Source organism: Stenotrophomonas sp. SXG-1, from assembly GCF_014083965.1.
In the GTDB taxonomy this organism is placed as follows: domain Bacteria; phylum Pseudomonadota; class Gammaproteobacteria; order Xanthomonadales; family Xanthomonadaceae; genus Stenotrophomonas; species Stenotrophomonas geniculata.
Map to the genome: position 1 here is coordinate 3,617,653 of NZ_CP046588.1, position 14,411 is coordinate 3,632,063.

Consider the following 14,411-nt stretch of genomic DNA (forward strand, 5'->3'; position numbering starts at 1 on the left):
CGCCGGCTCACTGCGCACCTCCCGCGGCCGCGGTCTGCGGCGTGGCGGCAATCAACGCCTGCTCCTGCAGCAGTCGCGTCACCCGTGCCTGATGGCGGATATCGGGCGGCAGCTGCGCCACGGCCAACGGTTCGCACTGCACGGCGCCCACCAGCATCACCACGCTGCGGCGCTCGCGCACCTGCAGCGGGCAGTGCAGCAGCCGGTCGTCCTGCAGCAGGTACAGGGTCTTTTCGCGTCGTGGGAAGTCAGCCACGAAGCCTCCGTTGCTGCCGGTGCCGGGCACCGGCGCGTTGAGAATGCGGGCGCCGCGCAGCGGTGCACCGGCGATGTCGTGGGCGTTGCCGATGAAGGTGTAAGTCACTTCAATCGGCACCGGCATGCGCACCAGCCGCCCGGGCGAGAGGAACAGCGGGCGCGCACCGCCCACACCGCTCACGCGCACCGCCGCGATGCTGTCCAGTGCGCTGGCGTCCTGCACTTCGGCGCGGTGCGATTGGTAGGCGGACACCGGCAGCAGGCGGCGTTCGCCCAGCTTCAGCCGCTGCCGGCGCAGGCCACCCACCTGCAGCTCGGCGGCCACGCCGGTCAGGTCCAGGTCGTCGGTGCCGTCCACCTGCACCGCCAGCCCGGCATCGGCGCCCACGCCTGCGCCCCAGTAAAGCCCACGCGAGCCGATGGCCAGGCCGGAACTGTGCGTAGCGCTGTACGCCACTTCATTGCCACCCTGGTGCTGGTAGCGCGATACCGTGGCGCCGGTCTGGCCGATGCGGTTCTGCAGCTGCCCGCTCAGAGTGGCGCTGTAGCGTTCGTTGTTGTTGCCGCGCAGTTCGCCCGACACTTCGCGGTACTGGTCTTCGTATTCCTGGCGCAGGGTCTGGCCGGCGCTGTAATTTATGTCCGGTCGTGCGTGCTGCGGCTGGCGCACATCCAGGCCGTAGCGCCGCTGTGAGCTGCCGCGGTCGCCGCGCTGCAGGCGGTTGAGGCTGACGTTGAAATAGATGCCGCGGTCACGACCATCGCGCAGGCCGCCACCACTGGTCTGCTGCCACACGCCGATGCGGCTGGAGACACTGAACTCGCCCCAGCGCTGGCTGCGGCTGTAGCTGGCCTGCCAGGTGCGGCTGAGCTGCGGCACGCGCGAGGGCTGTGGCAGCCATGGCGGCAACAGCGGGTCCAGCCCCGCCAGCGGATCATCCCCCAGCCCCGGCTGCACGGTGCCTGCGCGCCAGGTCTGGCGGCGGGTGTAGGCCACGTAGGCATTGCCGCCCGCCACCGGCAGCGCCATCGAGGCGCTGAGCGAGTCGGCACAGCCGAGCCGGTCGCGCGCGTCGTCCTCGAACTGGCATGCGCGGCCGCGCATGCGCTGGTGGTACACATTCCACGAGGCACGGCGGCGGTAGGACAGCTGATGCTGCTGGCCACGGCTGCCATCGCTGCCGTGCATGCCGCTGAAAGCGCCGCGGATCTCCTGGGTGGCGAACACATGGCGCAGGTCCAGCCGCAGTTCGCCATAGCTGAAGCCACCGAGGTCGGCGACACCGGCGGTCACTGCCACGTTGCGCGATACCGGCACGCGCAGGCCGGCCATCGCTGCCAGCTCGTCGTTGAAACGGTCGCTGCGGCGCTCGTTACGGCGGCCGCCCTGCATGAACCACTGCACGCTGCTGTCGGTCCAGTCGCCGCCCTTGTCGAACGGCGCGTCCTCGCTGCGCACCAGTACGCCGTCTTCGTAGATGCGCAGGGTGACGGTGTAGTTGCCCAGCGGAAACCGGCGCGTATCGAGCTGGTTGATACCGGCCTGCAGGTAGAAGGTCTGCAGCAGGCGCTCGCCATCGAACGCATCCACCCGTGCATCGCGTGCCAGCAGCACGGTGAGCGGCGTGGCTTGTACGGCGGCCGCCGAATCCACGTAGGCCTGCGTGGTGCCCAGGCGCAGGCCCTGGAAGCGGTCCATCGGCAGCATGCTGAAGCTGAACGTGCCGCCCTGCGGACTGCTCAGGTTGCGGCGGTCCATGCGCCCGGCCTGCAGGTAGTGCTGCTGCCCCAGGTCATGGCGGTAATAGGCGTTGTCCAGCTGGAAGTCGCGGTTGGCGCGGCCGCCGCGATAGTGCTGTTGGCTGAAGGTCCAATCGGCAGACAGGTGCCCGCGCTGCAATACGCCCAGCGCGCCCATGCCCTGCGCGGCCAGCGACTGGTAGCCGCGGCCGCCGCTGACGTTGAGCGTGTGCTGGTGCAGGAAGGCATTTTCGGCATTGGCGCTGACCTGGTGGTAGCGCTCGGCGGCCGGTTCGCCGGGAATCCATTGGCGGGCGACGAACAGGCGCACGGCGCCCTCGCCTTCGTCATACAGCGCGCGCACGGCGGTGGGCTCCTCGGGGGGATCGATGTAACCGCAACCGGCGCTGGCGCCACCGTAACGGCAGGCCAGATGGCTGTTGCGTGGCAGCGGCTGCGACAGCGCGGGCAACAACGCGGCCTGTGCCTCGGCGGGCAGCTGCAATGCCTGCAGTGCCTCCGCCGGTGCTTCCAGCTGCACGTGCTCCAGGGTCACGCGCACCGGCACCAGCCCGGTTGAACGGCCGAACAGGCGTACCTCGAGTTGTTCGGTCTGGCCTTCGACCAGATCCTCGAAACCGGCGGGAACGCCGCGCGCCGCGACCAAGGGCGTGGCCAACGACAGGGCGAGCGCGACCGCCAGCCGGGTGACGGCGGGTGCGGGAAATTTCATGGGGGTGTTACCGGAAGCGGCCGGCCCGGGATGCGGGCCGGCGCGGGCGCCTTACGGGCTGGCGGTCTTCTGCTGCATGGCGATGGTGACGATGCCTTCGTAGGTACCGCCCTTGGCGATCGGCGCCTGGGTGGTCTGCGCAATGCGCAGCGGCATCGGGATCGATGCGCCCGGCAGCGCGCCGTCGAACAGGTCGGAGGCGGTGAAGTCCTGTGCGGCCACGGTCAGCGCCTTGCCGTTGAGGCTGACGGTCAGTGGTACCGGGGCGCCGCTGCCATCGGTATTGAGCAGCTGCGGGGCGCTGCCGACGCGCACTTCGATGTCCTTGTCTTCGTCGTTGGAGTAGATGCGCACCTGCTGGGTCCACGGCACCAGGCCGCTGACCGGGTTGTGGACCAGGTTCACGACGGAGTCCAGCGCGGTGCCATCGGCCTTCAGCAGGGCCAGGGTCGGGTCGACGTTGGCCCAGACCTTGATGTCGGCGTCGAACGCGTTGGCGGACAGCGAAACGGTGGCCAGCGCTGCAGCGAGCGTGGCCTTCTTCAGAATGGCGTGCATGTGTGTCTCTCTCGGACAGGGGGAATTTGAAAGCCCCCCTCCCCAAGGAGAAAGGGAGGGAGGCGCCGCCCGTGGAGGTGGTCACGGGCGACGAGAGAATGGTAGGTAGGCCTACCGCACGCAGGCCATGCAACAATTCCTAAATAGCTGGACGTTAAGAAGAATTCTTGAGGGCTTTCAATGTTTGAGGATTATGCAAATTTCCTCACGACTTGAATGCAAGAAACCTCATTGCGTTGCATTTGTGGCGTCGAGCGATACTCGACTGTCGCTTGAGGCGCACCGTGTGCGCATGAGTCGAGCACGGCTCGACGCTACGTGTAGAAATCGCGAACGACCTTCAATGCGCAGGCACCACGGCGACGTACTCCACGTCGATGTCGGTGGGCTTGAAGCGGTGCGTATCCACCTCTCCGTGCAGCTCCACCACGGTGGTCGCGCTGACGGCCTGGTGGCTGGGCAGATCCTTGTCGTCGATTTCCACATCGATCTCACCGGTGGCGTCCTTGAAGCGGTAGCGCTCGTGGCCGATCCTGGCCACCAGCGTGCCCCGCAGCACCACCGGCTGATCGTCACGCTGGGCGCGCGCCTCGGCAACCGTGGTGACGGCATGGGTGGCGCCCGGGCCGGTGTACTGGGCAAAGGCCCCAGCGCTGAGCAGGCTCAACGTGGTGGCGATGAGCGCAAGGGTGAGTCGTCGGTTCATGGTGTTGTCCATGCAGGGATAAGTGCCCACAGCTTCCCTCGCCTCGATAGTGACGCCCATGCAATAACTCCGAAAAGATGTGAAAACGACATCCGACGTCAGAAACCATTCATCGCGGACCCGACGCCTCTTTCAGCATCCATTCCGAGCGCATTTTCTACGGCCTTCCGGCGTGCGCTGGGGTGTTCGCCGAGCCGGTGCGCGGAGTCGTAGTTCAGCTACCGAGGCTTGCTTTTGTAAAGTCGAGCAGGGCTCGACGCTGCACACATGCTCACGCACGACGGGATGGCATCAGGCCGCCTTACGGCGGCCTGACGGGTCCCACTCAACGATGCAATCTCAGAAGAAGATTGCGTACAGGATCAGCAGCGGAATCGGCACGCCCAACAGCCAGAGCAGAATCATTTTCATGGCAGGTCTCCTTGCATGGAATGCGGGTTACAGGTCGCGGCGGCGGCCGCCCCAGGTGGCGCTGAGGCTGGCGAAGAACGCGCCGATCAGCAGGGTGATGAACAGCCACAGCGCGGCATACGCTGCGGCCTTGCGGGCATCGTCGGCCGCCTGCTTGGCGGTGGTCTTTGCCTTCTCCAGCGCGGCACGCATGCGCGTCTGCACATCGGTCACACGGGCCTGCGCTTCGGCCTGGCTCATGCCGGTTTCGCGCGCGATGAGCTGCGACAGGTACTGGGTGTCGGCCGGGTCGAGGCCATCGCCCTGCAGGCTGTTGACGATGATGCGGTTCACTTCGGCGCGCAGTTCACGACGGTCGCCGGCCGGTGCACGGCCCGGCATCGGGCGCGGCGGCGCCATGCCGGCCTCGCGCGGGCCCGCATTCGGTGCCGGCGGCGGAGCCGCGTTCGGATCCGACAGCGCGCCCGGCGGTGGCGGTACCGTGGGATCGGCAGCACCGGCGTTGGTGGCATTGCGGAACAGGGAATCCACCCAATAGTTGAGGTCGCCTTCCGGTGCGGCCGCGACGGCGCTACCGGCACCTGCGGCCGCAACGCCGGCCGTGGATGCGGCAGCGCCTGCAGTGGCACCCGCCACCTTCGCGCCCGTGCCGAGCACGCCGCCGATGGCCGAGGTCAGCAGGCCCGCAGTCAGCAGCGTGGCCACGGCCCACGACACGAAGCCGTGCGCGGTATCGCGGAAATAGGTTTCATCGCCATGGATCTGCGTCCACTTGGTGCGCAGGCGGCCGGCCAGGTAGCCGCCCAGACCCGATGCGGCCAGTGCGGTGAAGGTGAGCCAGGCGATGCTGGACCAGCCGAAGGTTTCCTTGCTGACGCCTTCGAACGACCACGGCGACACCGAGGAGAGGCCAAGGCCGACACCGAGGATGAGCAGGATGAGGGAGAGTGCGGCGGCAGCGGCGGCACCTGCGAAGATCGCGCCCCAGGAAACGGCGCTTTCGCTGGGAGGGGCGACGATGGGGGCGGTGACGACAGTGGCGACGTCGGGACCAAGCGGGCCGCGCTCGGGTGGGTCGAATCGGGTACTCATCGGGATGGACGCTCCATTTCAGGTGCTGCGGATGCAGCTGGCGTCCTGAGGCTGCGCGAGCGGTCGTGAAGCTGGCGAGACCCTTGAATCACGCGGTCTTGGCGCGATGAAGAGCGTGCCAACCAAGGTTGGCACCTACCGAAGGCGGATGCGGTGGTAGATCCACGCCATGCGTGGATGATTTTTCGCGGGCGCCGAAATCGTGCGGACCAACGGTCCGCACCTACCAGGTCCGCGCAAAAAAAACGCCCCGCGGATGCGGGGCGTTCTCAGCACAACCTACGCGGGCGATCAGCCCTGGTAGTCGCGCACGTCGCTGCCGGTGTAGACCTGGCGCGGACGGCCGATCTTCATTTCCGGGTCGACCTGCTGTTCCAGCCAATGCGACACCCAGCCGGAGGTACGGCCCAGGGCGAACATGACGGTGAACATCTCGGTCGGGATCTGCAGCGCCTTGTAGATGATGCCGCTGTAGAAATCGACGTTCGGGTACAGCTTGCGGGCGACGAAGTACTCGTCCTGCAGCGCGGCCTGTTCCAGCTTCACGGCCACGTCCAGCAGCGGATCCTGCACGCCCAGCTGCTTGAGCACCTTGCTGGTCATCTCGCCGATGACCTTGGCGCGCGGGTCGAAGTTCTTGTAGACGCGGTGGCCGAAGCCCATCAGGCGGAAGCCGGAGGTCTTGTCCTTGGCCTTGACCACGGCGGACTCGACGTTGTCGGCAGTGCCGATCTCTTCCAGCATCTTCAGCACGGCTTCGTTGGCACCGCCGTGGGCCGGACCCCACAGCGCGGTGACGCCAGCGGCGACCGACGCGTACGGGTTGGCACCGGTCGAACCGACCAGGCGCACGGTCGAGGTCGAGGCGTTCTGCTCGTGGTCGGCATGCAGGATGAACAGCAGGTCCAGCGCCTTGACCACGTCCGGGTTCAGGTCGTACTGGCCGTCAGCCGACTCGAAGGTCTGCTTCAGGAAACGGCTGACGTAGTCCAGCGAGGTGTCCGGCTTGTTGGCCGGCAGGCCCTTGCCGTGGCGGTAGATCAGCGCCGACAGGGTCGGCACCTTGGCGATCAGGCGCACGGCGGCCTGGCGGCGCTGTTCGGCGTCGGACAGGTCCAGCGAGTCGTGATAGATGGCCGACAGCTGCGCGATCGCAGCGGCCAGGATGGCCATCGGGTGGGCATCCTTGGCGAAGCTGCCGATCAGGGTGTTGACCGACTCATCGACGTTGGCTTCGGCGGTCAGCTCATCGGTGAAGGCCTTCAGCTGCTCGGCGCTCGGGCGCTCGCCGTTGATCAGCAGGTAGGCCACTTCGACGTAGCTCGACTTTTCCGACAGCTGTTCGATCGGGTAGCCGCGGTACAGCAGCACGCCCTTGTCGCCATCGATGTAGGTGATGGCGGACTTGCAGCTGGCCGTCGCGGTGAAGCCGGAATCGTAGGTGAAATACCCCGTTTCCTTGGTCAGCTTCGCGATGTCGACGCAGTCGTTGCCAAGGGTGGGTTTGATGACGGGCAGAACGACCGACTTATCGCCGGCGTTGAGCGTGACCTGATCAAGATCGGACACTGTGTGCGCTCCTTCATGGGAAGGCGCCTGCCCAAGCGCATTGGTCAGGCACGTGAATGACGTCCTCGGCCTGTGCCGGGGATCAGGTCATTATCGCACAGCAGCATTTGCCCGGCGCTAGACAGAAGTCGTATACGACAGGCGACCAGACGCCGGCCGTTGAGCGGCCCGGATCGGCAAAAGTGTTGTCACACGAACGCAGTGTTCCGTCCATCCAAACGCCCGTTGGGTTGGCGTTGGGGAAAAACAAACGGCCGCGCAGAGCGCGGCCGTTGGTTCGAAGCTGGATCGACAGATCAGCGCGCGTAGCGCTTCTGGAACTTGTCGATACGGCCCGAGGTGTCGATGACCTTGTGCTTGCCCGTGTAGAACGGGTGCGAAGCCGAGGAAATTTCAACCTTCACCAGCGGGTAGTCGTTGCCGTCTTCCCACTTGATGGTTTCCTTCGTCGCCATGGTCGAGCGGGTCAGGATCTTGAAATCGGAGGTGACGTCATGGAAGACGACGTCGCGGTAGTTCGGATGGATATCGGCCTTCATGGGCTCACACCGTAAATGGGCTGGTGGTCAAGAGCGGCATTATAAGCACCGGTTGCCGCTCGGGGCAACCGGTGCGGGTCAATCGGCTTCAGTCCGCGCCCAGGGCCTGGCGCACCAGGGCCTCGAAACGCTGCTGGTCGTAGGCCATCAGCAGATCGCAGTTGTCCGGCTGGCCGGTCTGGCGGTTCCAGTCGACGATGGTGGCGCCGCGGCTGAACGCGCCGTTCAGCTCCACGTTCAGCGGGCGCGACTCGACCCGCAGCTGCCCTTCCGGGTTCAGCGCCCAGGCCATGGCCACCGCATCGGCGGTGTACCAGCGGCCGCCCTTGCTGTCTTCGGACAGGCCACGGGTCTTGCGCGAGATCAGCTCGTAGAAACGGGCGCGATCGGAATCGGCCTGCAGCCACTTCTCGGCGTCCTGCAGCGGCAGGCCATGGGCGACGGTAGCCTCCCAGTCCGACACCAGCAGGTGCTTGAACGAGGTGAACACCACGTGCGCCGCTTCCGGATCGAACGCGATGTTGAATTCGGCCGCCGGGGTGATGTTGCCGTGGCAGGTGACCGCACCGCCCATCACCACGATGCGCTTGATGCGCTGTGGCAGGGTCGGGTCCAGCTTCAGCGCCAGTGCGAGGTTGGTCAGCGGGCCGAGCATCACCAGCATCAGTTCGCCGGCGTGCTCGTGCGACAGGCGCAGGATGGCCAGTGCGGCGTGCTCGGCTTCGGCCTGGCGGCTGGGCGGCGGCAGGTCCACGTCGCCGTAGCCGTCACGGCCATGCACGTGGGCAGCGTCGACGGAGGGATGCAGCAGCGGATCCGGGCTGCCGGCAAACACCGGCACGTCGGCGCGGCCGACGATGTCGCAGAGCTTGAGGGCGTTGCGGACGGTGTACTCGAGGCCGACATTGCCGGCGGCGATGGTCAGGGCGACCACGTCGTGCCGTTCATCGGCGAAGGCCATCAGCAGGGCCAGGGCGTCGTCCACACCGGGGTCGGTGTCGATCAACAGCGGGATCTTGTGGGTCATCGTTGCCGTCTTCAGATCGGCAACGAAGTGTGGACCGGGTTGATGACCGTTGCAAGTACGGGGTGTTGGGGTTCTGGCAGGGCTGCGCCCTGCACCCGCAGAGGCAGGAGCAACGGCAACGGCAACAGCAACGTCGAAAGCTGGTTTCCTGGGGTATGGCGGGGTGGGTCCGGTGGCGGGGGACGCCGTGAACCCGTCCATGGGGGCTTGGCCGCGGCATCCATGCCGCGGACACCCCCGCAACCGGACCCACCCCGCCTTCGACAGATCGCTACCGCTGTTGGTAGGTGTCGACCTTGGTCGACACATCCACGCAATGCGTGGATGAAGATGGAAATGATCGAAAGCGATGTCTGTAGAGTCGAGCCATGCTCGATTCACGCGCGCAGCGCGAACGGCAGCCGAGCATGGGCTCGGCTCTACAGGGATCAGGCCGAGGCGTAACGCACGGCGGTGCCGATCCAGCGCTGCACCACGCGGTCGGCCAGCGCGGGTTGCTGGTCCAGCAGGCGCTCGGCCAGGTCGTGCACGCCGGGCAGCAGGCCGGCATCGCGGGCCAGATCGGCGATGCGGAAACCGGCCAGGCCGGTCTGCCGCGTACCCAGCAGTTCGCCGGGGCCGCGCAGTTCCAGATCCTTTTCGGCAATGACGAAACCATCGTTGGTTTCGCGCATGGTCTGCAGGCGCTCGCGTGCCATCTGCGAGAGCGGTGCCTGGTACAGCAGCACGCAGCGCGATACCGCCGAACCACGACCGACGCGGCCGCGCAGCTGGTGCAGCTGGGCCAGGCCGAGGCGCTCGGCGTTCTCGATCACCATCAGCGAGGCGTTCGGCACATCCACGCCCACTTCAATCACCGTGGTCGCCACCAGCAGATCGATGTCGCCGGCCTTGAACGCGACCATCGTCGCCAGCTTCTCGGCGGCTTTCAGGCGGCCATGCACCAGCCCCACGCGTACGCCGGGCAACAGCGCCTGCAGCGATTCGTAGGTGGCCTGCGCGGGCGTGGCATCCAGCTCTTCGCTTTCCTCGATGAGCGTGCACACCCAGTACACCTGCCGCCCTTCCTGGCAGGCCAGGGCGATGCGCTCGATCAGCTCCGGGCGACGATCGTTGTTCAATGCGACGGTCTGCACCGGGGTGCGGCCCGGCGGCAGTTCGTCGATGGCCGAGACATCCAGGTCTGCGTACTCGGACATCGCCAGCGTGCGCGGAATGGGCGTTGCGGTCATCACCAGCTGGTGCGGCACGCTGTTGCCGCCTGCGCCCTTGTCGCGCAGGGCCAAGCGCTGGTGCACGCCGAAGCGGTGCTGCTCGTCGACGATGGCCAGTGCCAGATCCTGGAACACCACCGCCTCCTGCATCAGCGCGTGGGTGCCGACCACCACCTGCGCTTCGCCGCTGGCGACCTGCTCCATCACCTTCGCGCGCGCCTTGCCGGTGACCTTGCCGGCCAGCCAGGCGATGCGCACGCCGAGCGGTTCCAGCCAGCCGCGCAGATTGTTGAGGTGTTGCTCGGCCAGCAGCTCAGTCGGTGCTGCCAGCGCAACCTGCTTGCCCTGCTCCACCGCCAGCATCGCCGCCAGCGCGGCGACCACGGTCTTGCCGGAGCCGACATCGCCCTGCACCAGCCGCAACATCGGGCTGGGGCGCGCGAGGTCCTCGCGGATCTGCTTGAAAACGCGCGCCTGCGCGCCGGTCAGCGCGAACGGCAGCTGCTTCAGCAGCGCCTTGGCCAGCTTGCCGGGGCCGGCCAGCGGCGGCGCATGATGCGCCTGCAGCGCGATACGCTGGCGACGCAGGCTGAGGTGGTGGGCCAGCAGCTCTTCCATCGCCAGGCGGCGCTGGGCCGGATGAGTGCCGGCGGCCAGCGCGGCCAGGTCGGCATCGGGCGGCGGCCGGTGCACGGTCAGCAGCGCGCTGCGCAGCGACGGCAGGCCGAGGCCATCGAGCCAGCCGCTGGGCAGCAGTTCCAGCGTGCTTTCCTCGGGCAGGCGGTCCAGCGCCTGGCCGATCAGCTTGCGCATCGTCATCGGGCCCACGCCTTCGACGGTGGGATACACCGGGTCGAGGCGGTCACCGAGTTCGGGATCGTCGTTGCGGCCCAGCACCTGGTAGCTGGGATGGACGATTTCCAGGCCCAGGTGGCCCGGCTTGGGCGTGCCGAAGCAGCGCAGCCGGTTGCCGACCGCGAACTGGCCGACCTGCTGCTGGCGGAAATGGAAGAAGCGCAGCACCAGGGTGCCCTGCCCTTCGTCTTCCACTGCCACTTTCAGCATCGGCCGGTAGCGCATGCCGCGCTCGACCGCGACCACCCGCCCTTCCACCTGCGCCGGCACGCCGTTACGCAGGTCTTCGATGCGGGTCAGCCGGGTCCGGTCTTCATAGCGCAGCGGCAGATGAAGCCAGAGATCCTGCAGGGTGGCCAGGCCACGCGCCTGCAGTTTGGCGGCCACGGCCGGACCGACGCCCGCGAGCATCGCCAGGGATGCTTCGCCGGACGGTGACAGGACCGGGGTGACCGCCGCCTTGCGTGCCACGTGGCGGTCAGTCGATGACCATCACCGCGTCGACCTCGAAGTTGGCGCCCTTCGGCAGGCCGGAGACTTCGATGGTGGAACGGGCCGGGTACGGGGCCTGGAAGTAGTCCTGCATGACCGCGTTGACCTTGGCGAACTCGCCCAGGTCGGTCAGGTACAGGCCCAGGCGCACGACCTTGTCGAGCGAGCCGCCGGCGGCTTCGGCCACGGCCTTGAGGTTGTCGAAGGCGCGGCGGGCCTGTGCTTCGACGTCCCCGGCGCCGACGATGTCGCCGGTGGCCGGGTCGAGCGGGATCTGGCCGGAGAAGTACACGGTGTAGCCGGCGCGCACGGCCTGCGAGTACGGGCCGATGGCGGCGGGAGCCTTTTCGGTGTTGATGATCTGGCGGGACATGGGTCGCTCCGGTGCTTGGGGGAAAACAGAGCGCTGATTGTACCGGGTGGGCGCGCATCCACGCATGGCGTGGATCTACGGCAATCCGGTCATGTGATGCGCCGTCTGTAGAGCCGAGCCCATGCTCGGCTGCCTCGGGCTGGAGCAGCCGAGCATGGGCTCGGCTCTACAGAAAGCATCCACCCATGGCGTGGCTCTACTGGCGGCGTACCGACTGCACGACCGACAGGCGGCGCAGGCGGCGCATCACTTCGGCCAGGTGGTTGCGGTCGCGTACCTGGATGTTGAACGCCAGCACGGCGGCGTTGAAGTCGCGGTCCAGGTAATCCACGCGCTCGATGTTGGAGTGGCTCTGCGCGATGGCGGCGGCCAGCTGCGCCAGCACGCCGGTGCCGTTCTCCACTTCCACCACCAGCGAGGTGTCGTAGTCGCCGGAAACGGTGGTGTCCCAGCCGATCGGCACCCAGCGCTCGGGCGACTTGCGCAGCTCGGCCAGGTTCGGGCAGTCCATGCGGTGCACCACGATGCCCTTGCCGGCGGTGTGGTAGCCCATGATCTCGTCGCCGGGAATCGGCTGGCAGCAGCCGGCGAAGGTGACCACGCCGCGCTCGCTGCCGTTGATCAGGATCTTTTCCTGCGAGTGGTGGCGCGAATGCGGGCCGCCACGCAGTTCGGCGTAGGCCATCAGCGCCTGCGCGGCCTGGGTCGGCATCCAGTTGCCCAGTGCGACCTCGGCCAGCAGCGCCTCCAGGCGTGGGAAACGATGCTCGGCCAGGAACGCATCCAGGCGCCCCTTCGGCAGCCGTTCCAGCGACGAATCCATCGCTTCCAGCGCGCGGTCGAGCATGCGGTGGCCCAGCTGCACGGCGTCCTCGTGCTCCAGCTGCTTGAGCTGGTGGCGGATGGCGGTGCGTGCCTTGCTGGTGACCACGAATTCCAGCCACTGCGGTTTCGGCGTGGCCGAGCGTGCGGTGATGATCTCCACCGACTGCCCCGACACCAGCTTGGTACGCAGCGGCACCAGTTTCTTGTCCACGCGCGAGGCCACGGCCATGTTGCCGACGTCGGTATGCACGGCGTAGGCGAAATCGAGCGCGGTGGAGTTGCGCGGCAGCGCCAGGATCTTGCCCTTCGGGGTGAACAGGTAGACCTCGTCCGGGAACAGGTCGACCTTGACGTTGTCGAGGAACTCCAGCGAGGAACCAGCAGCACGCTGCGAGTCGATCAGCTCGACGATCCAGGCGTGCGCACGGCTCTGCGCGCTGTTGGGTGAATCGCCGCCGAACTTGTAGGTCCAGTGCGCGGCCACGCCGCGTTCGGCGATCAGGTCCATTTCCTCGGTACGGATCTGCACTTCGATCGGCGAGCCATACGGCCCGAACAGCACCGTGTGCAGCGACTGGTAACCGTTGGCCTTGGGGATGGCGATGAAGTCGCGGAAGCGGCCATCCAGCGGCTTGAAGGTGGCATGCACCGACCCCAGCGCGTGGTAGCAGCTGGGCACGCTGCGCACGACCAGGCGGAAGCCGAACACGTCCATCACCTGGTCGAAGGATTTGTTCTCGTCGCGCATCTTGTTGTAGATGCTCCACGGCGTCTTGATGCGGCTGACCAGGCGGTGCTCGATGCCTTCCTTCGCCAGCCGCTGCGACAGCTGAACTTCCACCTGTGCCAGCGCTTCACGGCGTACCACCGGCTGGCTGCGGATGTGCTTTTCCAGGATCGCGTGGCGCCACGGATACAGCGCCTTGAAGCCTAGGTTCTGCAACTCGCTCTTGACCAGGCTCATGCCCAGGCGCTGGGCGATGGGCGCATAGATCTCCAGCGTCTCGCGGGCGATGCGGCCGCGCGCTTCGCGGCTCTGCGCGCCCAGCGTGCGCATGTTGTGCAGGCGATCGGCCAGCTTGATCATGATCACGCGCAGGTCGCGCGACATTGCCAGCAGCATCTTGCGGAAGCTCTCGGCGGCCGCTTCCTGGCGGTCGCGGAACTTCAGCTTGTCCAGCTTGGTCACGCCGTCGACCAGTTCGGCCACGGCTTCGCCGAACTCGGCAGCCAGCGCCTCACGGGTCAGCGGGGTGTCTTCGATGGTGTCGTGCAGGATCGCGGCGATCAGCGCTTCCACGTCCAGGCCGAGCTCGGCCAGCACCTGGGCCACGGCCACCGGATGGGTGATATAGGGCTCGCCCGACTTGCGCGTCTGCCCAGCGTGCGCGGCGGCTCCGACTTCCCAGGCGCGGCGCAACAGCGGCAGCTGTTCCGGCGGCAGGTAATGGGCGGCGCGTTCAAGCTGGAGGACGTAGTCGGGTACGGCGGCAGCGGGGGCTGCGGCGACCTTGGCAGTGGGGCCTGGGTTCATGCCCGAAGCCTATTCCAGCGCGACGTTTACGGCAAATCCTGAATGCGAAACAGCCCGCACGGGGCGGGCTGTTCGGCGATCCAGCAATGACGTTGATCGATGCGATCAATCGTCGTTCTTGGACATGTCTTCGTCGGCGACCACTTCGGCGGCGGCCCACTCCAGCGCTTCGCGCTCGGCGCGCTCACGCTCGGCCTTCTCGACTTCGTCGATCAGCGCGTTGTCGATCTTGCGGGCGGCGATTTCGCGCAGCGCCAGCACGGTCGGCTTGTCCTCGGTCTCGCTGTTGTCCAGCGTGGCCTGCACGCCGTTGGCGAGCTGGCGGGCACGCTTGGAAGCCATCATGACCAGTTCGAAACGGTTGTTAACGACTTCCAGGCAATCTTCTACGGTGATGCGGGCCATACGGGCTCCCGGCGACCGGTCGGCCGCTCAGTCGAATGAGGGAAAGGGGACGGAGTGTACTGGCAGGGGCTGGACAAAAT

11 protein-coding genes are annotated in these 14,411 nt (G+C 67.0%); all 11 read right to left on the reverse strand.

The window, feature by feature from the left end; all coding sequences use genetic code 11:
* Positions 1-7: 7 nt before the first annotated feature.
* The gene (locus GOC52_RS16530) at positions 8-2,731 is read right to left on the reverse strand and encodes a TcfC E-set like domain-containing protein (RefSeq protein WP_191849929.1); all 2,724 of its coding nucleotides are present in this window, start codon (positions 2,729-2,731) and stop codon (positions 8-10) included.
* Between the two features lie 51 nt (positions 2,732-2,782).
* Positions 2,783-3,289 carry a CS1 type fimbrial major subunit gene (locus tag GOC52_RS16535; RefSeq protein ID WP_049453695.1) on the reverse strand — a complete coding sequence of 169 codons (507 nt, stop codon included), beginning with the start codon at positions 3,287-3,289 and terminating at the stop codon, positions 2,783-2,785.
* A gap of 340 nt (positions 3,290-3,629) precedes the next feature.
* Positions 3,630-3,995 (reverse strand): NirD/YgiW/YdeI family stress tolerance protein, encoded by a 366-nt coding sequence (locus GOC52_RS16540; protein ID WP_029379914.1) that lies wholly within the window; start codon positions 3,993-3,995, stop codon positions 3,630-3,632.
* Between the two features lie 438 nt (positions 3,996-4,433).
* Positions 4,434-5,498 (reverse strand): hypothetical protein, encoded by a 1,065-nt coding sequence (locus tag GOC52_RS16545; protein WP_191849931.1) that lies wholly within the window; start codon positions 5,496-5,498, stop codon positions 4,434-4,436.
* Between the two features lie 291 nt (positions 5,499-5,789).
* The gene (locus tag GOC52_RS16550) at positions 5,790-7,067 is read right to left on the reverse strand and encodes a citrate synthase (protein WP_010484050.1); all 1,278 of its coding nucleotides are present in this window, start codon (positions 7,065-7,067) and stop codon (positions 5,790-5,792) included.
* A gap of 296 nt (positions 7,068-7,363) precedes the next feature.
* A complete protein-coding gene (locus tag GOC52_RS16555; protein ID WP_010484049.1) occupies positions 7,364-7,606 on the reverse strand; it encodes a type B 50S ribosomal protein L31 in 243 nt (80 codons plus the stop codon).
* An 88-nt stretch (positions 7,607-7,694) separates the two neighbouring features.
* Positions 7,695-8,633: a nucleoside hydrolase gene (locus GOC52_RS16560; RefSeq protein WP_191849933.1), complete on the reverse strand. Its 939-nt coding sequence runs from the start codon at positions 8,631-8,633 to the stop codon at positions 7,695-7,697.
* A gap of 428 nt (positions 8,634-9,061) precedes the next feature.
* Positions 9,062-11,113, reverse strand: a complete 2,052-nt coding sequence (gene recG, locus GOC52_RS16565) for an ATP-dependent DNA helicase RecG (protein ID WP_194445517.1) — start codon at positions 11,111-11,113, stop codon at positions 9,062-9,064.
* Positions 11,114-11,180: 67 nt separating this feature from the next.
* Positions 11,181-11,567, reverse strand: a complete 387-nt coding sequence (locus GOC52_RS16570) for a RidA family protein (protein ID WP_191849935.1) — start codon at positions 11,565-11,567, stop codon at positions 11,181-11,183.
* A gap of 196 nt (positions 11,568-11,763) precedes the next feature.
* Positions 11,764-13,926: a RelA/SpoT family protein gene (locus GOC52_RS16575; protein ID WP_010484045.1), complete on the reverse strand. Its 2,163-nt coding sequence runs from the start codon at positions 13,924-13,926 to the stop codon at positions 11,764-11,766.
* Positions 13,927-14,031: 105 nt separating this feature from the next.
* Positions 14,032-14,331, reverse strand: coding sequence for a DNA-directed RNA polymerase subunit omega (rpoZ, locus tag GOC52_RS16580; protein ID WP_005410877.1), 300 nt, complete (start codon positions 14,329-14,331; stop codon positions 14,032-14,034).
* Positions 14,332-14,411 lie beyond the last annotated feature (80 nt).